This is a genomic window from Marinobacter sp. H13, from assembly GCF_059072335.1.
In genome coordinates, this window is record NZ_JCACRU010000001.1 from 938136 (window position 1) to 960353 (window position 22218).

Annotated in this window: 25 protein-coding genes; 15 read left to right on the top strand and 10 right to left on the bottom strand. The window is 58.2% G+C overall.

The genetic code is table 11. The features are described 5' to 3' along the window. Nucleotides 1–22: 22 nt before the first annotated feature. Nucleotides 23–643 carry a LysE family translocator gene (locus AC5JQH_RS04375; protein WP_092033575.1) on the top strand — a complete coding sequence of 207 codons (621 nt, stop codon included), beginning with the start codon at nt 23–25 and terminating at the stop codon, nt 641–643. A gap of 5 nt (nt 644–648) precedes the next feature. Here the strand turns inward: AC5JQH_RS04375 and AC5JQH_RS04380 are convergent, their stop codons facing one another. Then, complete coding sequence (locus AC5JQH_RS04380; protein ID WP_104269849.1) at nt 649–1320, bottom strand: NAD(P)H-binding protein; 672 nt, start codon at nt 1318–1320, stop codon at nt 649–651. Nucleotides 1321–1457: 137 nt separating this feature from the next. Between AC5JQH_RS04380 and AC5JQH_RS04385 the strand changes: the two genes are divergently transcribed. Continuing rightward, nucleotides 1458–2249, top strand: coding sequence for a M48 family metallopeptidase (locus AC5JQH_RS04385; protein WP_008173865.1), 792 nt, complete (start codon nt 1458–1460; stop codon nt 2247–2249). A 69-nt stretch (nt 2250–2318) separates the two neighbouring features. Then, nucleotides 2319–2831, top strand: a complete 513-nt coding sequence (locus AC5JQH_RS04390) for a DUF2244 domain-containing protein (RefSeq protein WP_092033567.1) — start codon at nt 2319–2321, stop codon at nt 2829–2831. 23 nt (nt 2832–2854) lie between these two features. Here the strand turns inward: AC5JQH_RS04390 and AC5JQH_RS04395 are convergent, their stop codons facing one another. Continuing rightward, the gene (locus tag AC5JQH_RS04395; RefSeq protein ID WP_008173862.1) at nt 2855–3637 is read right to left on the bottom strand and encodes a substrate-binding periplasmic protein; all 783 of its coding nucleotides are present in this window, start codon (nt 3635–3637) and stop codon (nt 2855–2857) included. A gap of 211 nt (nt 3638–3848) precedes the next feature. Then, nucleotides 3849–4757 carry a diacylglycerol/lipid kinase family protein gene (locus AC5JQH_RS04400; protein WP_491713084.1) on the bottom strand — a complete coding sequence of 303 codons (909 nt, stop codon included), beginning with the start codon at nt 4755–4757 and terminating at the stop codon, nt 3849–3851. Nucleotides 4758–4836: 79 nt separating this feature from the next. Here AC5JQH_RS04400 and AC5JQH_RS04405 point away from each other — a divergent pair, with 79 nt between their 5' ends. After that, a complete protein-coding gene (locus AC5JQH_RS04405; RefSeq protein ID WP_493791628.1) occupies nt 4837–5727 on the top strand; it encodes a haloalkane dehalogenase in 891 nt (296 codons plus the stop codon). 26 nt (nt 5728–5753) lie between these two features. On the opposite strand, the gene rarD is transcribed toward AC5JQH_RS04405, so the two are convergent. The 5 genes from rarD to AC5JQH_RS04430 all read right to left on the bottom strand — a co-directional run bounded on the left by rarD (nt 5754) and on the right by AC5JQH_RS04430 (nt 10887). After that, on the bottom strand, nt 5754–6644 hold the full coding sequence (gene rarD, locus AC5JQH_RS04410; protein WP_053112782.1) for an EamA family transporter RarD: 891 nt from the start codon (nt 6642–6644) through the stop codon (nt 5754–5756). 26 nt (nt 6645–6670) lie between these two features. Then, entirely contained in the window at nt 6671–7558 is an 888-nt protein-coding gene (locus AC5JQH_RS04415; protein ID WP_053112783.1) for a DMT family transporter, read from the bottom strand. Nucleotides 7559–7661: 103 nt separating this feature from the next. Beyond that, complete coding sequence (locus tag AC5JQH_RS04420; RefSeq protein WP_493805332.1) at nt 7662–9857, bottom strand: hypothetical protein; 2196 nt, start codon at nt 9855–9857, stop codon at nt 7662–7664. Then, a complete protein-coding gene (locus tag AC5JQH_RS04425) occupies nt 9854–10588 on the bottom strand; it encodes a TVP38/TMEM64 family protein (RefSeq protein WP_008173851.1) in 735 nt (244 codons plus the stop codon). The genes AC5JQH_RS04420 and AC5JQH_RS04425 overlap by 4 nt, the downstream gene beginning before the upstream one ends. A gap of 59 nt (nt 10589–10647) precedes the next feature. After that, on the bottom strand, nt 10648–10887 hold the full coding sequence (locus tag AC5JQH_RS04430) for a TIGR02647 family protein (RefSeq protein WP_008173849.1): 240 nt from the start codon (nt 10885–10887) through the stop codon (nt 10648–10650). Nucleotides 10888–10942: 55 nt separating this feature from the next. On the opposite strand from AC5JQH_RS04430, the gene AC5JQH_RS04435 reads away from it, so the two are divergent. Continuing rightward, nucleotides 10943–11641 (top strand): pseudouridine synthase, encoded by a 699-nt coding sequence (locus AC5JQH_RS04435; protein WP_493805333.1) that lies wholly within the window; start codon nt 10943–10945, stop codon nt 11639–11641. Nucleotides 11642–11718: 77 nt separating this feature from the next. Next, nucleotides 11719–13068 (top strand): dicarboxylate/amino acid:cation symporter, encoded by a 1350-nt coding sequence (locus AC5JQH_RS04440; RefSeq protein ID WP_104269844.1) that lies wholly within the window; start codon nt 11719–11721, stop codon nt 13066–13068. Between the two features lie 35 nt (nt 13069–13103). Here the strand turns inward: AC5JQH_RS04440 and AC5JQH_RS04445 are convergent, their stop codons facing one another. After that, nucleotides 13104–13580 carry a hypothetical protein gene (locus AC5JQH_RS04445; protein WP_088556610.1) on the bottom strand — a complete coding sequence of 159 codons (477 nt, stop codon included), beginning with the start codon at nt 13578–13580 and terminating at the stop codon, nt 13104–13106. Between the two features lie 78 nt (nt 13581–13658). After that, the gene (locus tag AC5JQH_RS04450; RefSeq protein WP_493805968.1) at nt 13659–14183 is read right to left on the bottom strand and encodes a shikimate kinase; all 525 of its coding nucleotides are present in this window, start codon (nt 14181–14183) and stop codon (nt 13659–13661) included. A 179-nt stretch (nt 14184–14362) separates the two neighbouring features. On the opposite strand from AC5JQH_RS04450, the gene AC5JQH_RS04455 reads away from it, so the two are divergent. The 9 genes from AC5JQH_RS04455 to AC5JQH_RS04495 all read left to right on the top strand — a co-directional run bounded on the left by AC5JQH_RS04455 (nt 14363) and on the right by AC5JQH_RS04495 (nt 22194). Next, on the top strand, nt 14363–15064 hold the full coding sequence (locus AC5JQH_RS04455) for a lytic transglycosylase domain-containing protein (RefSeq protein ID WP_062781562.1): 702 nt from the start codon (nt 14363–14365) through the stop codon (nt 15062–15064). 23 nt (nt 15065–15087) lie between these two features. Further along, the gene (locus AC5JQH_RS04460; protein WP_008173837.1) at nt 15088–16020 is read left to right on the top strand and encodes a LysR family transcriptional regulator; all 933 of its coding nucleotides are present in this window, start codon (nt 15088–15090) and stop codon (nt 16018–16020) included. A 68-nt stretch (nt 16021–16088) separates the two neighbouring features. Then, a complete protein-coding gene (locus AC5JQH_RS04465; protein ID WP_008173834.1) occupies nt 16089–16904 on the top strand; it encodes a putative hydro-lyase in 816 nt (271 codons plus the stop codon). Nucleotides 16905–16954: 50 nt separating this feature from the next. After that, complete coding sequence (locus tag AC5JQH_RS04470; protein ID WP_273017403.1) at nt 16955–17920, top strand: TRAP transporter substrate-binding protein; 966 nt, start codon at nt 16955–16957, stop codon at nt 17918–17920. 59 nt (nt 17921–17979) lie between these two features. Beyond that, nucleotides 17980–18498: a TRAP transporter small permease gene (locus AC5JQH_RS04475; RefSeq protein ID WP_008173829.1), complete on the top strand. Its 519-nt coding sequence runs from the start codon at nt 17980–17982 to the stop codon at nt 18496–18498. Further along, nucleotides 18498–19805, top strand: coding sequence for a TRAP transporter large permease (locus AC5JQH_RS04480; RefSeq protein ID WP_288944891.1), 1308 nt, complete (start codon nt 18498–18500; stop codon nt 19803–19805). The genes AC5JQH_RS04475 and AC5JQH_RS04480 overlap by 1 nt, the downstream gene beginning before the upstream one ends. A gap of 31 nt (nt 19806–19836) precedes the next feature. Beyond that, nucleotides 19837–20571, top strand: a complete 735-nt coding sequence (locus tag AC5JQH_RS04485) for a 5-oxoprolinase subunit PxpA (protein WP_053112789.1) — start codon at nt 19837–19839, stop codon at nt 20569–20571. Beyond that, a complete protein-coding gene (gene pxpB / locus AC5JQH_RS04490; RefSeq protein WP_483241794.1) occupies nt 20568–21260 on the top strand; it encodes a 5-oxoprolinase subunit PxpB in 693 nt (230 codons plus the stop codon). Before AC5JQH_RS04485 ends, pxpB begins: the two co-directional genes overlap by 4 nt. Then, nucleotides 21250–22194 carry a 5-oxoprolinase subunit C family protein gene (locus AC5JQH_RS04495; RefSeq protein ID WP_493805334.1) on the top strand — a complete coding sequence of 315 codons (945 nt, stop codon included), beginning with the start codon at nt 21250–21252 and terminating at the stop codon, nt 22192–22194. Before pxpB ends, AC5JQH_RS04495 begins: the two co-directional genes overlap by 11 nt. Nucleotides 22195–22218 lie beyond the last annotated feature (24 nt).

The window sequence follows — 22218 nt, forward strand, 5'->3', positions numbered from 1 at the left end:
AATTGCAAAGGACTGACCCACCATGACGCTTGCAACCTGGCTGACCGTGGTCACCATCTGCATTCTGGGCGCTATGTCCCCGGGACCCTCGCTGGCACTGGTGCTCAAGCAGACGCTCACCGGTGGTCGGCGCAATGGCATCATGACCGCTCTTAGCCATGGCATCGGTGTCGGCATCTATGCCTTTCTGAGCATCCTCGGGCTCGCCGCCATCATCACCGCCTCGCCAACGGCGTTTTCAATTCTGCAATGGGGCGGCGCCCTGTACCTGGCCTGGCTGGGCGTGAAAGGACTGATGGCAAAGCGGCAGGCGGATGACGAACTGCCCGAGCCGCCCACCACCAAAAGTGCGGCCCGTGACGGTTTTCTGATTGCCTTCTTCAACCCGAAAATCGCGGTATTCTTCCTGGCCCTGTTCAGCCAGGTCGTGGGCACCGACACCAGCCTGATGGCCAAGTTCGGCTATGCCGCAACCGCCCTTGTCATTGATACCAGCTGGTACCTGATCGTTGCCTGGCTGTTCTCCAACCCGAAATGGCTGACCCTGCTCAGACAGAAAGCCGTGTGGTTCGAGCGTATCTTCGGGGCCATTCTGCTTGGCCTGGCTGGCCGTCTGGTTGTCGGGATTCTGAACGGGAAATAACCGGCTCAGCCCGCCAGCTGGACGATCTCATCGTACTCGCGCGTCTGGACCACCTGCTCGGCGGCGGGTTCTGCCGCCAGATGGCAGGCCTCATTGACCATGGCACTGGCCACTGTTTGCGCCTCAATGCCGCGGTACTTATCTAGGGGACCGATCAGCAGACGGTTCACCAGCGGCATCGCTTTTATGCCAAGGGCCTCGGCGGTGCGCTGTTCTTTGCGATCGCCCAACAACAGACTCGGGTGATAGATGGACAGGTAGGGATAGTCGAGATCTCTCAGGGCGTCTTCAAGCTCGCCCTTTACCCGGTTATAGAAAATAGTCGACGACGACGAGGCACCGATCGCAGACATCAGGATGAACGCTCGCACTCCACGGGAGCGGCCCAGCTCACCCGCTTTCATCGGGTAGCCCAGATCCACCTTCCGGAACTGATCCTGTGAGCCCGCTTTTTTGATGGTGGTGCCCAGGCAGCAGATAATCACATCTACGTCGAACAGTTCGGCGTGATCCTCCAAGCGATCGAAATCGACTTCATGCTGTGCCAGTTTGTCATGCAGCGTCGGCAGCTTGTGTCTCACCAGCGCCACCACCTGCGAAACTTCCTCCCTTCCCAGCAAACCCTGTAGCACTTTGCCACCAGTCAGGCCGGTAGCGCCCAGCAACATCACCCTCATAATCGTCTTTCCCCCATAACCGACTTACCATCCTACCAAAGACCCGCAACAAACGCTGACAGGATGGCGTAAGTCTCCCCGACCGCGAATACTAACGATAGAATCAGAGTTTTACTTTACGGGTAACGGAGACCTGCTTGAAATCGCTTTTGCTTATCCTCGTGACTGTCATCTTCCTTACCGGCTGCCAGGAATCCCCTACCGGCCGGAACCGCCTGGCCCTGGTTCCCGAAGCTGTTCTGGCTGATATGGGCCAGGAAAGCTTCGCGCAGATAAAGCAGCAAAATGCCGTAATCAGAAGGCCTGACATCAACCGCTTAGTACAGTGTATTACGGAAGCTCTGGTCAGCGCCGCCCACACCCGATATCCGGACGCTCCAATGCCACAGTCCTGGGAGATTGCCGTCTTTGAAAATGCCACACCCAACGCTTTTGCCCTGCCCGGAGGCAAGATCGGCGTGCATTCAGGGCTACTTGAACTGGCCGAAAATCAGGCCCAGCTGGCCACGGTGATTGGTCACGAAATAGCCCATGTTCTTGCCGACCACGGCAATGAACGCCTGACCCAGGAACTGGGCCTGCAAGCAGGAATGCTGCTGGTGGGCCTGTTCACCGAAAGTGAAATTGCGGAGAACCAGATACAGCAGGCTCTGGGCATTGGCGCCCAACTGGGTATTACGCTGCCGTTCAGTCGTGCCCATGAGGAGGAGGCCGATTTGATGGGCCTGGAAATCATGGCCCGGGCCGGTTTTGAACCGGGCCAGAGTGTCAGGCTCTGGCAGAACATGGCGCAGGCTTCGGGCGCACAACCGCTGGAATTTCTATCCACCCATCCGAATCACGACACCCGCATTGCCTCCCTGCAAAATCAGCTGGAGACTGCCCGCTCGGTTTTCGAAACGGTTCCTCCAGCCAACTGTCAGATCTGATCAAGTCGCACTCACCGTATAATTGACTATCATCAAGTCTAGCGGCGTGTTAAAACTGAGGCAGATTCCATGGTGGAACGCTTGCCACATCCGGATGGTTTCCGGCTGGTCCTGACACCCAACCGTTCCCTCAGCTGGCATGGCAATGTCCGGATATGGGCCGCCCTGTTCGTGCTTTCAGCCCTTATCGCAACGGGCTTTACGCTTATGGGCGCCTGGGTGATTATTCCGTTTGCCGGGCTGGAGCTGATTGCGCTCGCTTGCGGCATCTACCTGACCTCGCGGGAGTGCCAGCGGCAGGAGGTGCTGTCCATCGACGATGAGGACATTCGTCTGGAGAAAGGCAGAAAGCGCAAGCAGGCCGAGTGGACCCTTCCCACCCGTTATGCGCGGCTCAGGGTTGCCTCACCGCCGCACCCGTTCACACCGGCTAAGCTCTCTCTGACCCATCGAGATACCGAAGTATCAATTGGCGGTTTTCTGAACATCGAGGATACCGAAAAGCTCATTGGCATGCTTGAGAAGAACGGGTTGCTGATCGAACGCAAAGAGCCCGATCCGCAGATCGGGCTCTGGTTCTGATCATTCCGCCCATTCCTGATTGCTTACTCGTAACTTGCCGCGATTCTTTCGATCTCTCCAGCCTCACGGGCCTCGTCCAAAGCCTGCTGGAGATCCTCGATCACAGCCGGATCGGTGTTGTTACTGAATGCCAGATACATGGGCGTCTCCCGGAATACCAGCACCGGCTGCAGCCCGGTGATACCGTGCTCTTCCTCTGCCATCAGGGGGCCCACCAGGCCGTCGGTAACCCACAGGTCGGCCTGGCCGAGGGTAAGGCGACGAGTGTTCACATCACCTGAAACCCCCATCACCACGTTGAATCCCTGGTCAACCAGGTACTCGGACATCACATCGCCCTTGTACCCGGCGATTCTCAGGTCTTTGGCTTCTTCCAGGGAGTCCAGAGAGATATCGGAGTCTGGCGCGGCGAACAACGTCCACTTGATTGATGCCAGGGGACCTACCCATTGAAACTGATCTTCCCGCTCGTCGGTGCGCGCGGTGCAGAACAGACCATGATTTTCGCGATCCTGTACCCAGTTGTAGGCATAGCTCCAGTCCCGCATTTTCATCACGTAGTCATAGTCGACCCGGGACAGCATCGCCTTGACCATATCCGCACAGATACCGGTTATGTCGTCTTCATTGTGGGCGAACCCTTTCCCGGTTTCAGAGGCATTATAGGGAGGGTAGTTTTCCGTAAAGATATACAGGCGCTCGGCCGCAAGGGCCGGGAGGCCAATGGCCGACAGGGTCAACGCGATGAGGCCGGTTTTAATGCCTGTGATTAACTTCGAGGAGACCGGTGCAGTTTCTGTGGGCATTCTCTAGTCCTTTTCGACGATTCAGCTGGAACGGAAGTCAGGCGGCCGCATTGAGTGGCCATAAACCAGGGATATGATTGCAAAAGCGACACACTGGCATTTAATGTCAGCCTTCTTGGTTGATTATGCCAGCAAAACCCATGATTGCGCTTCCTGCAGAAAAAGTCAGTGACAAAACGTATCTGGAAAACCTGCCATCTTTCTGTGGAGCTCAGGTGCCACCAGAGATAACGTCTCCGGCATCACCGTCGGCAGTACTGACAATCCTGTCACCAATCACACGCAGGCAGCCGCTCTTGCAGACTACGTTGAGAGGCGTTCTGGAGACCACATCCCCGTCGGCCGTAACGGTCTTAGGTTTGCCGGTGTGTACCAGGCAGCGTTGGCTCCTGATATGAACCAGCGTACTGGTGCGCGGAGGAGTCTGCCGGTTCAGGCGAACCATCAGAAACGTGAACAAAAGCTGAAGAATGGGGCGTGGCCGGACCGCGACAATAGCCAGCTGGCCATCGCTGACGGATGCCTCGGGAATCTCATTGCCACCGCCAAAAAAAGCGCCATTGGCCACCGCGATGGAAAGCCACCGGCCCTTCACGACGCCCCGATCGCAACGGATGGTTGCCCTGAAGCCTCGCTTCGCATTCAGCCGGCGTAATAATTCGACCACATAGCTGAAACGCCCGAAGAGCTTTTTTTCGGTACTGCGGGATTCTCGTGCAGGGAGGGTTCCCATGCCGACATGGGCAACGTTCAAAAACATACCGTCACCATAATCCGCGACATCCACCATTTGCGTTCGGCCGCTGGCAATCAACTTACACAGCGCTCCCGGCTGGTGGGGAAGCCCCAGATTCCGGGCAAAGTCGTTGGCTGTACCAGACGGCAGGACAGCAAGGGTGGCCCCCTTCTCCAGGCAAACGGCGGCGGCCCGGCTTACCGAACCGTCTCCGCCCGCTACAATAAGCGTGTCCCGGTCGTCGAGCCTGGTGCTCCAGTCGGATTCCTCAAAGTCACGGCATAGAGGATCGTGGATACCGGCAGTTGCCAGGTGCTCAAGCCAGAAGTCCCGGCCTCGCTCACCATCGCCAGCACCGGAATTGCATATCAGCCAATAAGCCATGGCGCTTGTCTCTGCTCCCCTGCTCCATCACAATCCTTTAGACCATTCCCTCACAATAATGAACAACAAGGCAAGCTCGATGGATTTTGTCAGAACCCCGGAAAAACGCTTTGAACGACTCCTGGATTACCCGTTTGAGCCCCACTACGTGGAGGTGGACGGGCTGCGTATGCACTACGTGGATGAAGGGCCGGCCGACGCAAGTCCCGTTCTGATGATGCATGGCGAACCTTCCTGGTCCTACCTCTACCGGCATATGATTCCGATCTGCGCGGCGGCCGGCCACCGGGTTATCGCCCCGGATCTGATCGGTTTCGGCAAGTCCGACAAACCCACGTCCCTTGACGACTATTCCTTCCAGCAGCACATGGACTGGATGCAGTCGTTCCTCGATCAGCTCGGACTCACCAACATCACTCTGGTATGCCAGGATTGGGGCTCATTGCTGGGGCTGCGGCTGGCGGCGGAGAATCCGGAACGGTTCCGGGCCATTGTGGTGGGCAACGGCATGTTACCTACCGGTGATCAGAAAGCCCCGCCGGCGTTCAAGATCTGGAAGAATTTTGCCCTGCACAGTCCCTGGTTTCCCATTGCGCGGATCATCAACACCGGCTCTTTCCGCAAGCTGGGGCCCGATGAAATGCGGGCCTACGACGCCCCCTTCCCTGGCAAAAAGTACAAAGCCGGCGCCCGGGCCTTCCCCAGACTGGTGCCGATGCACCCGGACGATCCCGCCAGTGAGGCTAACCGGAACGCCTGGAAAGTGCTCGAACGTTGGGAAAAGCCATTTCTGACCACCTTCAGCAATGGCGATCCGATCACCCGGGGCGGCGACGCCTATATGCATAAGCGGATTCCTGGCGCAAAAGACCAGCCCCATGTAACCCTCAAGGGCGGTCATTTTCTTCAGGAAGATTCACCCGTGCCCTTCGCCCGGGCCATCAATGATCTGCTCGCGAAACTCTCCTGAGCGGTGTAGTCCTGAGGGTGGCAAACTCAATCCTGGCCCACCGGCACCCGCGGCCGGTAGTGCCAGGAAGACCAGCTGTACAGGCCCAGTGCAATCCAGATCACCACAAAGCTCGTCAGTTGGGCATCACTCAAAGGCTCGCCGAACACGAGCAGGGCAATAAAGAACTGCAGGGTGGGATTGATGTACATCAGGAAGCCGACGGTCGCCAACCGCAGGCGCCGGGCGGCACCGGCAAAAAGTAGCAGCGGAATGGCTGTCACAATGCCGCTGGCCATCAGCAGGCTGCCAATGTAGGCACTGTCGGCGAAGTGCGACATTCCCTCGCTCGCCAGCCATCCAAAGGTCAGCAGGCCGACCGGCAACAGCAGCATGGTTTCAACGAACAGGCCGGAAAGCCCATCGAGCACCACCTGTTTTCGAACGAGGCCATAAGTACCGAAACTCATGGCAAGGGCGAGTGAAATCCACGGCAGTTCACCAAGCATCGCAAGCTGGATCAGAATACCAACGCCTGCGAGCATCACCGCAGCCATCTGCCACGGCCCCATGCGTTCGCGAAGCACGAGCATGCCCAGGGCGACATTCACCAGTGGCGTCAGGAAATAGCCCAGGCTGGCCTGGAGAACATGGCGGGTTTCCACGGAATAAATGTAGATGCCCCAGTTGGCGGCAATGAGCAGCGCACAGGCAAGAACGCGCCAGAGCTGCTTCGGATTCGCCAATGCCGCTCTCACAGCAGGCCAGCGACGGAGGCCACTTATGACCACAGCGAGAAAAACACAGGACCAGATGATCCGGTGAATCAAGATTTCAAAGGCCGGCACACCCTCAAACAGGGCAAAGAACAGAGGAAAACAGCCCCAGATCGTGTAGGCACTCAGGCCATACCAGACCCCTTTGGTCGCATCCGTCATGTATTAGCCACTCCCGGACACCCTTCCTAGGCTGGTTTTTTCTGGGTGGCAACCAGAGCCACACCAACGATAGCGACGAGCCCGCCTGTCATTGCCAGTCCTCCAAGGCGCTCATCGAACAGCAGATACGCTTCCAGCGCGGTAACCGGAGGCACCAGGTAGAACAGACTGGCCACCTGGGAAGCAGCACCCTGGCGTATCAGCCACATCAGAAGAAGGACGGCGCCGGTGGATAACCCAATCACAAGCCAGGCCATGGACAACTGCAACTGCAGGCTCCACTCAACCTCGCGGGTTTCGAGGGCGAAGGCTCCAATGGCAAACAGGGCGGCCGCTGCCGCAAATTGGATCAGCGTGCCGGCCACCAGATCCGCGCTGGCGCCGAAGCGCTTCTGGTAGACCGTGCCCATGGAAATTCCAGCGAGGGCAAAACCCGCCCAAAGCAGGCTCCAGGGAGAAAAGCCGGAGGCCTGACCACTCATACCGAACTTCTCGAGGAGGACAAGCGCGACACCGACCAGCCCCAGTATAAGTCCAATCCACTGACGTCCGCTGACTGTTTCCTTGAGGATTGCCACCGCCGCCGCAGCCGTCACCAGGGGTTGCAGCCCCACAATCAGGGAAACAATTCCGGACGCCATGCCATCCTGAATCGCGTAGTAGACACCGCCCAGATAGCAGCCATGCACCAACATCCCGGTAACCGCAAGGTGTCCGGCACCTCGCCAGCCCGGCCAGCGGGTTTTCATGACCCAGGCCAGGGCTCCAAGCACCACCAGTGTCAGCAGCATGCGGATCAGCAGCAGCGTAAACGGCTCCGCAAAGGGCAGACCGTACTTGGCGCCGATAAAACCAGTACTCCACAGCCAGACGAACAGCGCGGGCACGAAAAACGAGTAAAACAGTGAGCGCATGAAACTCAACCGGATTCGATGTATTTGTCAGTCAGCTTACTTTATAAGTTAGCAGGCAAACAAAACAGATACAGAAATCCGGTTTCGTGACCAGTACAGTTTGTCAGGCGCGGGTCTCCGGCAGCCTTACTTCGATAGCCGGCTCGGAATCGTGCCAGTTACCCTCCCAGGTGACTTCGGGTGCTGCGCCCGGCCGGGGCGTAATGGTGACGGACACGGATCCGAAACTGGTCGGTGCCGGCCCGAAGCGGATTGGTTTGTCCTGCTTCAGCCACCGTGGAGGGATACCAGCTCCGAGAATGAGACGATCTCCCTCCTCCCGGACAAAGCAGTTGCGGACCATCAACACCCACTCGGCCGACGCCCAGACATGGTGACCATCGCCCATACAGCCGCCCTCGGTCGCCGGATGTATGGCTTCCGGCCATTGCCCGGTGGGCGATGCGAGGCCGGCCACCGCATCCACCAGATCCAGGAATCGAGCATCGCCCGCACGCAGGAGAACCTGAGCCACGTGCAGGGTGAGGTAGGCGTTAAGACCCGAGTGAATCATGTCCTGATAGAACGCCCCTTTCACAAAGCATTTTTCGAGGAGGAATTCGGCACAGTCCAGCAACCTGGGATCATCCGGCTCACACAGCTGGGTCGGATAACCCATCGCCAGTGAGCCTATGGCGCCCGCATCCAGGCGGCGATAGGGCGAGGCCGGCATTCCCGGTCGTTTGAGTCGCTGCTCGCAGGTTGCCAGGCTGCGATCCACCGTCTGGCTGAACTCCCGGGCACCGGCGCCGAAATGCTCGCCGATTTCCCGGTCAATCGTGGCAAACAGTGATTCGGCGGCCTTCAGGCCGGCGATGCCCCAGAAGTCGTCCCAGTAGTAATAGTCATTGGGCCCCAGGTGTTCGGCGCTGAATCCGGCGGGCAAAAGGCCAGCGTGAGGCCCTTCGATATTTTCACTCAGGCGTTTATTCTCGATCCAGCGAGCGCCCTTGCGCACCGGCTCCTGCCACTCCGGGTGCAGAGGTCGACCCGTAAGCTCATGGAACCGCCTCAGAATCCAGAGCACTTCTCCATTGGCATCCCATTCCCCTTCCTGGGAGCGGAAATAGCCGTTTTTCAGTTGCCGCGCCGGGAACTGGTAGAGCGCCCGCTCAGCGCGATCTGTATGACCTGCACAGAGCAAGGCATGGATAATGAACGCGGCATCGCGAAACCAGAAACGCTTGTAGGTATAGGGCCCGGGGTACACATCTTCCGGAGAGTGCAGCACCAGGGAATTCAGGGCGGCGTCATAGAGGAACTGCCAGTTTTCGTCGGGGCACTCCAGGCGGGCATGGCCATGAAGGGCGGCCGCCCAGCCGTCAGAGCGAATAACTGGCGCCGACTCATCCTGCAGCGGCACCCTGAGCCTGAGCTCCGACTCCTCACCTGCTTCGACCCGGAACAGGGCCGCTGCGGTGACCATGCCGACGTCGCACTGCCCTTCGCACTGGTCTTCCTTGTCCTGCAGATGAATCCGAACATCACCCTCGCGATAGTTCGACACATGATGACGCTCTGCCGGGCGACTGAAAAACACCGCCTGCTTGCCATCTATGGTCCAGGCGTCTCTCTGCTCGGACAGCCGGACCTTGTTGATAAAGCTGATTCCTTCAGGATTGGCGGGGCGCAAGGATATGACCAGAGAGCCGGAAGTCTCGGCCCGGGCCTTCACGACCATTTCGCAAACCGCCCGGCCGTTTTCGACTACCACCCGGGAACGACTGGTCAGGGCCAGCCCGTCCAGTTCGGACTCTGTGACCACGCAGGGACCACCCTCAAGTTCCTGGCGTTGCCGGGCCGTTTTGCAACGAGAGGGCAGAAGGCACCGGCCATCGTCCGCCAGCAGCCACGCATCCAGTGACCAGCCGTCATGGAACGGTGTCAGCAACCCCCGGGGATCCACCACGGGCAACTCATCCACATCCGGCTGGCCGATGGCCGTCCAGTTACGGTTACTGAGATTGATGTGGGTAATCGAGAATGCCCGGGGAATGAAGGCAATGTCTTCGGGGTCGAACTGGCGCTCCACCCAGTAAGGCCAGACCCAATCGAGGTTGTGCTGGATGACCCGACTGTTGATCAGCCCCCGCGCATGGAAAACCACGCCGGCCCGGAGCAGTTCGATGGGCTCGCCGACTTCCGAAGGCTGGGCAAAACTGTGAAGTTTCCCGAGCAGCGCGATCGGATCGAGGAAACCATGGCGGTGGGCCACGCGTTTTACCAGGTAACGCCAGGGCAGCCACTTCATCCAGCTCATTCGTTTGCCTCCTGTTCTGTTGGCTCAGTCTCGACCTTGTAACGGGCGAGTGCCCGCCGGGCGAGACGATTGAGAAACACCACGGCCATTACCGTGCCTACGAAACCGGCACCGTAAATGGCCCACTCCAGGGGTGAACGGCCGGTTTCCCGCACACCCAGAGTTGACAGGTCGGCGGCAAGCGAGCCGAGATACACGTTATGCAGGGAAAAGGGAATCACACCGAAAAAGGTGCCGACAACGAAACCGCCAAACGAGAAGTTGGTGAGACCGAACAGAAAATTGGACAGCTTGCCGGGGAAGAAAGGGATCAGACGGGTCAGGAGTACGATTTTCCAGCCGTGAGGCGCCATTTCGTTGCTGACGACAGACAATCGCGCGCGGCTGCGAATGTACACACGGGCGTGCTCACCCAGAAAATGCCGGGCAACCAGAAAGGCAATGGCCGAGCCCAACGTAGTGCCCACCACCACGTAGGCTGTGCCTTCCAACACGCCGAACACGAAACCCGCTCCGGTGGTCAACAACACCCCGGGCAGAAGCAGCACCATGGCCAGCACCATGATGCCGACAAAGAGGAGAGCCGCCCAGGCCCCCTGGGTATCAAACCAGCGCAGAAGCTCAACGACCTGCTGATGCACACCGAAGGCGTAAAGCAGACCGACTATCAGCCCAACGGCGGCAATGCTCCCGCCCATCCAGAGGACGGGCGACTTCTTCCAGTTGCTCATGGCCTCACCCTAACGCGGGAGGGCACCGGGTCTCAAAGGCCGGACAGGTCATCCGCGCTTTATGAGCTACTGAGAATCGACTGGAGCTTCTGGGTCAGATCCACTGCCTCTGCCCCCAACGGCGTGAGGTAGCCGCCATCTTTCTGGCTGATCAGCCCCTTGGCATGCAGGTTTTCGGCGGCCTTCACAGTTTCCGGAGCCGCCGAATGGGCATGAACCTTGAGCCCTTCCTGAGTCGAGGTGGAAGGAAATTGGCCCAGCAAATTGAGTTCGGCAAGGTGATCAACAGAGAATGGCATGGCATTTCCTCGTATTATTATCGGGGGTTTACATTCAGCATAGCCGATTCACACCATGAAGCTTTCACGAATTCTCAGCAACCGGAATGACATCAGTCGCCGTCAGGCCAATTTTCTGATTGCTTCCGGTCGGGTGGCCGTAAATGACGTCACCTGCCGCGATGCTGCTGCCGAGGTGGATCGGTTTTCATGCGTACGGATGGGCGGCGATATCATCCAAGAGGCTGAAGCCTGCCATTACCTCATGCTCCACAAACCTGCAGGTTTTCTGAGTGCAACGCTCGACGACACCCATCGGACCGTGATGGAGCTGATCTCGCCAGAACTGCGCGAGGATCTGCACATTGCCGGACGACTCGACCGCGCCAGCACGGGCCTGCTGATTCTCACCAATGATGGCCGCTGGTCACGCCAGCTTACCGAGCCCCGAATCAAGATCCCGAAAGTCTACCGGGTCAGCACCGCCTATCCGATTTCTCCAGAGACCCCTCATCGATTCGCGGAGGGCATCTGGTTTGAGTTCGAGCAACTCACCACCTCACCTGCTGACCTGGATCTTCTGAGCCCCTGTGAAGCCAGAGTGACCATTTACGAAGGCCGTTACCATCAGGTGAAGCGCATGTTCCATGCCGTCGGTAATCGCGTAACGGCCCTGCATCGGGAACGGATGGGAAATATCCTGTTGGACGATGACCTGGCGGCCGGCGAATACCGCTCACTGACTGCCGAAGAAATCAACCTGATGCCGGATTGATCTGCCTCACAAACGCAGAGCCAGCATGGGCTATGCTTTCAGGGTAGCTCCAACAGAAACAGGGAAGATTCAAGGCAATGCCAAACCAGACGAGCGATTTTTACCCACGGCCACTGCGTCATCTCAGCAGCTACCTCTCGGGGCTGGTGCAGGGAAAGCTCTGGCTGAAGGTGCTCATTGGCATGTTCCTCGGGTTGATTACAGGCACGCTCCTGGGACCGTCGGTGGGACTCGTGGAACCGGAAACCGGGACGTTGATCGGTAACTGGCTGGCTTTCCCGGGGCAACTGTTTCTGGCCACCATCCAGATGATCGTAATCCCCCTGGTAATTGCCTCGGTGGTTCGCGGGCTCGCCGCCAGCGAAGACCTTGAACAGTTGCGAAAGCTGGGCCTGAGGGTAACCGGCTTTTTCGTAATCACGACGGCCATGGCAGCATCGATAGGTCTCTGGATCGGCGACCTGATCAACCCCGGCAGAATGATGGCAGGGCTCGGCACTCCCGTTGAGGCCGGGGAAAACAGTGTGCCTGTTGCCTCCATGCCGGGTGTGGATGAGCTGCCCAAGACCCTGATCGGGCTGCTACCGGGCAACCCGCTCGATGCCATGGTTGAAGGCCAGATGCTCCAGGTGGTGATCTTCTCCATCATTGTCGGCATTGCCCTGGTGAGCATGGCCCCGGAAAAATCCAGGCCCATGCTGGACCTGCTCGATTCCCTCCAGCAAATCTGCATGACGGTCGTACGCTGGGCAATGCGCCTTGCCCCCATTGCCGTGTTCGGCCTGATGGCCCAACTCACAACCACCCTGGGATTCCGGGCAATGCTGGGCATGGCATCTTACGTCGCAACCGTCATTGCGGGCTTGCTGGTACTTCTGGGCGTTTACATGCTGATCCTGAAGCTGCTCGCCGGCCAATCCCCCGTCCGGTTCCTGAAAGACACCCGGGATGTGCTGTTGCTGGCCTTTTCCACATCCAGCTCGGCGGCCGTCATGCCGCTCTCCATAAGAACCGCCGAAGACAAGCTCGGTGTCCGGCCGTCGGTTTCCCAGTTCGTGATTCCCCTGGGCGCCACCATCAACATGAACGGCACGGCACTCTACCAGGCCGTTGCTACCATCTTTCTTGCACAGGTCTACGGCATTGATCTCAGCATGGGCAGTATGGCGCTCGTGGTCGCCATGGCTGTGGGCGCGTCCATCGGCTCACCGGCCACGCCCGGGGTAGGCATCGTGATCCTTGCCATGGTGCTGCAAACCGTGGGCATCCCTCCCAGCGGCATCGCACTGATCATGGGCGTGGATCGAATCCTGGATATGTGCCGGACGGCCATCAACGTGACGGGCGACCTGGTGACCTGCCGGCTGATGGAGAATCTAGCGGGAAAGAGACTGCCGCCCGAACCAGTACCGGAAGAAACGTCTTGATCGGGCGGAGTTGACTTGACCAGCGCGGGGCCAGCTCAGATGCTGTCGGAGCGTTTTTCCGAGTCCTGCAACTCCTCCTCGGTGTTGTTCCATTGCTCTGAAAGCGCTTCATAGGCATCGGAAAATCCCTTTCGAGCCTTCTCCCAGGCGGATGCCGAGCTGTCTTTCAGTTCCTGATACCAGTTTTGGACACGAGCCCTCTGTTCTCGCAACGACTCGAGGCTCTTCTGGGACCGCTCTCGGGCGGTATCGCTCATATCGTCCCAGTTTTTCGAGAGTTGTTGCTCAAGCTCCTGGATGCGTTTATCCAGGGCCGACAATGTTTTGTTGATCGAATCCTCGGCCTGCTCTTTCTGATCAGAACCATACTCCTGAAGCGCCTCACCCAACTCACGGGTTTCCTGCTTAAGCGACTCCACGGAAGAATCCTCGGGTGATGTTTCAGCCAGAGCCGTTCCTGAAAACAGTCCAGCAAAAACGATCGCAAGTGCGTAAGTCCAGTTCTTCATCATTAAGTCCTCCCAACACATCATGGGACTGTAGCAGCGAGGTCTGTCTGGATGCACCTTAACTTGAGCTAATACTGAAGTTCAGTATTGCGGCGAAATAAGGCTCTCGACCACCGCCTCACAGACCTGATCCTGATTGAGACCCTCCCCTTTCACCGTCACGTCCGCATACCGGGAATACAGTTCAAAACGCTCTTCGAACAGGGCGTCCAAAGATTGATCCGGCCTCCGGGAAATGCCCCGCATGCTGTGATCGCCGATTCGCTCGATAACCAGTTCAAGCGGGATGTCGAGAAACACGACGGTGCTGTTGCTTTTGAGATGTTCCATGGCACGTTCACTGTAGACGGCGCTGCCTCCCGTGCTGATAACCTTGTGCCGGACATCCAGTTTGAGAAGCACCTGTTCTTCTATTCGACGCAGGGCTATGTAGCCATCCTGGTCTACAATTGCCTGGAGAGTACGACCGGCTTCTTCCTGAATGAGCAAATCGGTATCGACAAACCCGAAACCCAGACGTTTGGCCAGCAGCACACCCACCGTGCTCTTGCCGCTGCCGGGCATGCCGATGAGAACGAGGTTGCGTGTGTCGGTCGGGTTAACCATGATGCTCTGGAGGGACCTCTCCATAGAATGAGAACTGGCCGGCATTAAACGCAGAACGTAACATTTTTACGACACAGCGCGCGCTTTATTCCGACCCGCAAGCCCGTATAATTCAGCCAACGGCGGTATTCAAAGAATACCTGAAGCCGGCCACAGACGGCATCTTTCGCGAGTGAGTAATGAACATCGGCAGATCTCTTCTGATCCCATCCATCGCAGCTCTTGTGCTTGCCCTGTCCGCATCCGCCCTGGCGGACGGCATCAAGCGTATCGTGCACCCGGATGGCACCGTCGAATTCACCAACGTAAAAAGTGCCGGCCAGCCCAGAGCCTCCAGCGGTAACGACACCGTCTACCGCTATACGGATGACAACGGCGTGGTTGCCTACAGCAGTATTCAGCCGGCTGCTGCCGAGTTCGACGTTATCCGTTTCCACTGCTACGCCTGCGACCCTGAATCCAGCGTCGACTGGCGCAAAACGCCGCTGTTCACCAAACCCTTCAATTCAGAAATCCAGACCGCGGCACAGGAGTTCGGGGTTGATCCCGCGCTGGTCCGCGCTGTAATTCACGCCGAATCGGCATTCAATGAAAAAGCCCTCTCCCCGGTGGGAGCCCAGGGGCTGATGCAACTCATGCCCGGCACGGCTGAAGAACTGGGTGTACGGAACGCGTTGGCGGCTGCCGAGAATATCCGTGGCGGGGTGCATTATCTGGCCAAGATGCTCGACCGGTTCAATGGTGACATCCGGCTGGCCACCGCCGCCTACAACGCGGGGCCTGGCGCCGTCAGTCGATACCAGGGGGTACCGCCCTACGCCGAAACAAAGGCCTATGTCGAAAGGGTTGGCATCCTTCACGAGCGCTACGCCGCTCTGTAGGCCCCTCAGAGGTCCGATAACCAATGAATTTCAAGCGTCTGGAGACCTTCATCTGGGTTGCAACGCTGGGTAGCTTCCGCAAGGCCGCCGAGCACCAGCACACCACCCAGCCAGCCATTTCAAACCGAATTGCCGCGCTTGAAGACGAGCTTGGCGTCAGGCTGTTCGAGCGGGAATCCGGGCACAGCAAGCTTACGAGCAAGGGCCAGGAACTCCTGCCCTACGCTGAGAAGATCGTCTTTATGGCCCAGCAGCTGCGCAAGCGCGCAGACCGTGGGGCCTCGCTGTCAGGCATCCTTCGACTGGGCGTTTCCGAAACCATCGTTCACTCCTGGCTGCCGCGTTTTTTCCGGGAACTGCATGAAACGGCCCCCAATCTGGATGTGGAAATAACGGTGGATGTCTCCGGCAACCTCCGATCCGGCTTGCTGGATCGGAGCCTGGATCTGGCTTTTTTGATGGGCCCCGTGTCGGAGCCGAAAATTGAGAATCGGGCACTGTGCAGTTTCCCGCTGATTTGGGTAGCCAGCCCGGAGCTGAATCTTCCAGACAGGCTTCTGAAACTCGAAGAGCTCGCCGAGTGGCCCGTCATTACCTATGCCAGAAACACCAAACCCTTTGCGGAAATCAGCCAGAAATTCAGTGAGCTGGATGACTTGCCGGCGCGCTTCTATTCGTCAAGCTCGCTGGCAGCCTGCCGGCAGCTGACTCTGGATGGCATTGGTATCTCCACGCTCCCGCTAAGCGTGATCAAGCACGAACTGGAAAGCGGCCGCCTGGTCCAGCTCAATACCTCATGGACGCCCTCAGAACTCGCCTTCACAGCCTCCTATTCCGGGGCACCCTTCAACCCGATTGCAGAGCTGGCAGCAAACCTTGGAGTGATGGTCTCCGACGAATACGACCGGGCAACACATCACGAAAAGTTATCACAAGGCCTAAAAAACGATAATTAGACTTTTTCACCAGCCGGTATACCCTGAAATTTAGTTGTAAAAGACAATTTCAATCAGGGGTTACCGTCATGCACACCGGTGCGTATTCCGATTTCAAGAACAACCTGCTTGATCAGGCCTCAGAATTACGCGCTCGCATTCGTTCGGGCGACCACACAGCGCCTACAAGTGGCCAGGCCAACAGCCTGCTCCAGGGGAACGTGGTCATCCTGCCGTCCGAATGGGCCGGCGATTTTCTCCTATACTGTCAGAATAACCCGGTTGCCTGCCCCCTGATCGGCATGTCTCAACCCGGGGATCCGGCCCTTCCCGACCTTGGACACGATCTGGATATCCGGACTGATGTACCTGAATACCAGGTATTCCGGAATGGCGAGCGGGCCGAGAAAGTCACGGATCTCAAAAGCCTCTGGCAGGACGACCTGGTGACCTTTGTCCTGGGTTGCTCGTTCTCGTTTGAAGATGCCCTGATCAGGGCCGGCCTCTCAGTCCGGAACGTGGACGAAGGGCGGAACGTTTCCATGTTCCGCTCGAACATCGCTACCCGGCCCGCGGGCCGGTTCAGCGGCAACATGGTGGTTTCCATGCGCCCGTTCAACGGTGCGGATGCCATCCGCGCGATACAGATCACGACCCGCCTGCCAAAGGCCCACGGTGCACCGGTTCACATCGGCGATCCGGCGCTCATTGGCATCCAGGACGTTAACCAGCCTGATTTTGGAGATCCGGTAACGATCAGGCCGGGCGAGCTTCCGCTGTTCTGGGCCTGCGGGGTTACCCCGCAACTGGCCCTCGAGAACGCGCGCCTGCCTTTCGCAATAACCCACGTACCGGGAAAAATGCTGCTTACCGAGCGGCTGAATGAAGAACTGGCGGTACTCTGAAGCCCCAGTTCTCTTTAAACGATAAAAAACAGAAAAACGGGAGATTCACTATGTTCAAAAAACTCGCCACAGCCACCCTGGTTACCGGGGCGCTGCTTACCTCAGCCGTTCAGGCCGATCAATGGCACATGCCAACGCCCTACGGCGACGCCAACCTGCCTACCCAGATCGCCTACGGTTTTGCCGAGGACATCAAGAACGGCACCGATGGTGACATCACCATCACCGTTCACTCCGGTGCATCCCTGGTAAAACACCCGGAAATTCCCCGGGCCGTAAGAACCGGCCAGGTGCAGCTGGGTGAAATCTTCATCGGCATCATGGGCAACACCCATCCGGTGTTCAAACACGACAATATTCCGTTCCTGGCAACCAGCTTCGAAGATGCCAAAAGACTCTGGGAAGCCGCCAAGCCCCAGATCGAGAAGCAGCTGGACAAGGAAGGCATGACCCTGCTGTATACCGTGCCCTGGCCGGCACAGAGCCTGTATACCAAAGCCCCGGTTAACACGCTGGAAGATCTGGAAGGTCTGAAGATGCGGGCTTACAGCCCTTCTACGTCGCGTCTGGCTGACCTGATGAACACCACCCCGACAACGGTTCAGGTACCTGAGATTCCCCAGGCGTTCAGCACGGGCATCATCGACGCCATGATCACCTCGCCGTCCACGGGCGCGAACGGGCAGGCCTGGGATTACCTTTCCCACTACACCGACATCAAGGCCTGGATTCCCAAGAACGTCGTAGTCGTCAACAAGCGCGCCTTCCGTCGCCTGAGCGATGAGCAGCAGCAGGTTATCCTGGATGCGGCCGCCGCTGCCGAGGCCAAAGGCTGGGAAGGCGTTCGCAAGACCGCGGCAGAGGACACTGCCACCCTGGCGGAAAATGGCATCACGGTTTCCGAGCCGTCTGAGGAACTGATGGCCGAGCTCCAGAAGATCGGCGACATCATGGTGAAAGAGTGGGAACAGGAAGCACCGGAGGAAGTCGGCGCTATCCTGTCCAACTACCGCTAAAAGTTCACTCAACGGAAGCCTCCTGAGTGTTCAGGAGGCTGTTCCGGGAGGCATCCGTTATGAACTCTCTTCGAGAGAAATTTTATCTGGCATCCGGTTACGCTGCTGGTTTCTGCATCGCCCTGATCATGGTCGTCATCCTGGCGCAGATCGTGGGCCGCCTGTTCGGCTTTATCATTCCCTCAGCGGAAGACGTGTCCGGCTGGGCTCTTGCCGCCTCCACCTTCTTCGGTCTTGCCTACACCTTTCATAACGGCGGCCATATCCGGGTGACCCTGGTTATCCAGAAGTGGTCGGCACGGCCAAGGTTCTGGCAGGAGCTTGTCGTCCTCATTTTCGGGTTCGGGCTCGCCTGCTACATGACGTTCTATGGCTGGCACATGGTGTGGGAATCCTACATCTTCGAGGAGGTGTCCCACGGCTATATCCCGATCCCCATCTGGATACCGCAGGTTCCGGTTGCACTGGGAATGACGGCACTCAACATTGCCATCCTGGACGACCTGGTTGCCGTGATTCGCAAGCGCACTCCTTCCTACCAGCAGCATGAAGACGAGATCAATCTGGAGGAAGTGTAATGGATATCGCATTTCTCTCGATTGTCCTGGCAGTTGCGATGATCCTGATGCTCGCCGTAGGCGTGTGGGTCTCCCTGACCCTGGTTGGGGTCGGTATTCTGGGCCTGCTGCTCTCCGGAAACGATCAGATCGGCCTGCTGTTCGCCACGTCCAGTTGGGGCGCCAGTACCAGTTGGTCTCTGACGGCCCTGCCCATGTTCATCTGGATGGGGGAGGTTCTGTTCCGTACACGACTGTCCGAGGATTTGTTCAAAGGGCTGGCCCCCTGGATGGGCGGGCTGCCGGGCAAGCTTCTCCATGTAAACATTCTGAGTTGTGGCATTTTTGCGGCGGTTTCCGGCTCTTCCGCAGCCACTGCCGCAACAATTGGCCGCATGACTCTGCCAGAACTGAAAGCCCAGGGTTACAGCGACAAGATGGCGGTGGGCACCCTGGCCGGCTCCGGTACGCTTGGGCTGTTGATTCCGCCCTCCATTATTCTGATTGTTTATGGCGTGGCCGCCGAGGTTTCCATTGGCCGCCTGTTTATCGCCGGCGCCCTGCCCGGCCTGATGCTGGTCGCCATGTTTATGGGTTACACCATGATCTGGGCCAAGCTCAACAAGGACCAGCTGCCGACCACCAAAAAGGAAAACCTCACGTTCTCGGTCAAGATCAAGGCACTCCGTATGCTGCTCCCGATCGTTGGCCTGATCATTTTCGTACTGGGTTCGATCTATACCGGCTTCGCTACACCAACAGAGGCTGCCGCCCTGGGCGTTTTTGGTGCCCTTATCATTGCGGCCGCAACCGGTTCACTGAGCATTCAGAGCTTCAAGGACAGCCTGTTGGGAGCCGTGAAAAGTTCCTGCATGATCGGCCTGATTCTGGTTGGTGCCCACTTTCTGACCCTAGCCATGGGCTTCCTGGGCATCCCAAGGGAGCTGGCTGCCTGGATCGGCAGCATGTCCCTGTCACCGTTCGAGCTGCTGATCGGCCTGACAGTGCTGTTCGTCCTGCTTGGCTGTTTCCTCGACGGGATTTCGGTTGTGGTTCTGACCGTGGCGGTTGTCATGCCGATGGTTCAGCAGGCCGGCATCGACTTGCTCTGGTTCGGGATCTTTATTGTGCTGGTGGTAGAGATGGCACAGATTACGCCCCCGGTGGGCTTCAACCTGTTTGTCATCCAGGCTCTGACAGGTAAAGACATACTGTACGTGGCCCGGGCAGCCCTGCCGTTCTTCCTGCTGATCATGGCAGCACTTTTCCTGATCGGCTGGTTCCCTGAGATTGTCACCTACCTGCCCCAGACCATGAGCCAGGGATAATGCAGGACACAACGTTTTTCGGAGGTACACAATGAAACTCAACTGCGACATGGGCGAGAGCTTCGGCACCTGGACCAAGGGCATGGATGCCGAAGTCATGCCCTACATTGATATGGCCAGTATTGCCTGCGGGTTTCACGCATCCGACCCGCTGACCATGGATCACACGGTCAAGCTGGCCCTGGCCCAGAACGTTACCATCGGCGCCCACCCCGGCTACCCGGACCTGCTCGGTTTCGGCCGTCGGGACATGGACTGCCGCCCGGACGAGCTCAAGGCTATCCTGGTTTACCAGATGGCGGCGCTCAACGGCATCTGCCAGGTACATGGCACTTCCATCTCCTACGTGAAGCCCCACGGCGCCCTGTATAACCGGATGATGGTCGATAACACCACCTTGTCCGTGGTTATGTCCGCTGTTCGCTCCTACGCACCAAAGTGCCCCCTGGTGGTCATGGCAACGCCGGACTGGCAACAGGTCAAGGATCGCGCGGACGAATATGGCATCGAGGTCTGGTTCGAGGCGTTCTCTGATCGCGCCTACAGCGACGAGGGCAGACTGGTAAAACGGTCGGTTCGTGGTGCCGTGCACGAGACAACCGAAGCCATTGAGGCGCAGGTCACCCAGATTATCCGCGAAGGAACGGTCACCTCGATCTCGGGCAAACATATTCCGATCAAGGCCGATACCATCTGTATTCACGGCGACAGCTACCATGCCGTCGACGCTGCACGGCATATGCGACAGGTCGTGGAAGCGCTATGAGGATCGAGTCGGTCAACGAAAACACCTGCATGGTGTATTTTGGCGACCAGATCGGGGCGGAATCCGCTGGCCTGGTCAAACAGGCCACCGATCGGCTGCGCCGTGACATGTCAGACCTCATCATCGACCTGGTGCCGTCTTACACGTCGATCCTGGTGACCTGGGATCTGGAGCAGGCTGACCGTTTTGCCATCACACGCCGGTTGCGCTCAGCGATAGACTCTGGCGACGATGGCTCCAACGGAGACGACTCCGCCCGCATTGTCGAGCTGCCCGTCTACTATGATCCTGAAGTGGGCCTGGATCTGGAGGATGTCTGCGAGCATGCCGGGCTGTCCCAGGATGATGTTGTCCGCATCCACAGTGAAAAGCTTTATCAGGTCTACGCCATCGGGTTTGCGCCCGGATTCGCCTACCTGGGAAGCACCGACGAACGTATTGCCACTCCCCGGAAATCCACTCCCCGGCTGAAAGTGCCTACCGGCTCCGTCGGCATCGCAGGCACTCAAACCGCGATATACCCGAGCTGCACGCCCGGTGGCTGGCAGATTATTGGCCGCACGCCGCAAAAAATGATTGATTGGGACAGTGACTCCCTGGCGCTGGTACAAGTGGGCGATCAGGTGCGCTTCCGCGCCATCAGTCGGGACGAATTCCTCGAGCTGGGAGGCAACCTCGATGAGCTTTGAAGTTCTCGACCCCGGAATGCTGGCCCTTATCCAGGACTCAGGCAGACATGGCTACCAGCACATGGGCGTGACAACCGGTGGCCCCATGGACGAGTTCGCGTTTTTCTGGGCGAACCGCCTGCTGGACAATGACCTGAACGCCTCCCAGGTGGAAATCACCTTTGGCAGGTTCAGTCTGCTGGCTCAGGATGATGCCTGCATCGCCATTACCGGTGGCGATCTCGGCGCCCAGATCAACGATAAGACCATTGAGCCCTGGCGCACCCATTACATCAGCAAGGGTGACCGCTTGGATTTCAACGCGCCGATTAGTGGCCTGCGCGCCTACCTGGCGGTCAGCGGCGGGTTCCAGCCTACGATGAAGCTCGGTAGCTGCGCTACTGTGAGTCGGGAAGGCCTGGGCGGTCTTGATGGCAAGGGAGCAAAACTGGCCAAGGGCGATAAGCTGGAGTTTAAGAAAAACTCTCCATTTATTGAGACGTTTCTTCCTGAGCCAGAAATCCCCGATTACCGGCAGCACCTTCGCCTGGGTGTCATTCCAGGCTATCAATATCAGAGCTTCCCCGCGGTTCAGCGAATGAAGTTTTTCTCGTGCGATTATGAAATCAGCCAGAATATCGATCGCATGGGGTATCGACTGAAAGGTGATGCCATCTATTCGGATCTGGACGGGATTGTCTCGGAGGGGATTGCCTATGGGGCTATTCAGGTACCGAAAGACGGTCAGCCCATTGTTCTGATGAAAGACCGGCAGACCATTGGCGGCTATCCGAAAATCGGCTGCCTGAGCGCTCTCGATGCGGGCCTTCTGGCCCAGAGGGGGCCGGGGTCATCGGTCAGTTTCTATCTTTCGGACGTTGCCGAGGCCGAAGGCCGCCGGATGCTGTTTAACCAACGTCTGAAAACAGGCGCGCCCGACATCAGGACTGACTGACGCCGGGCGCGCATGGTACCGATT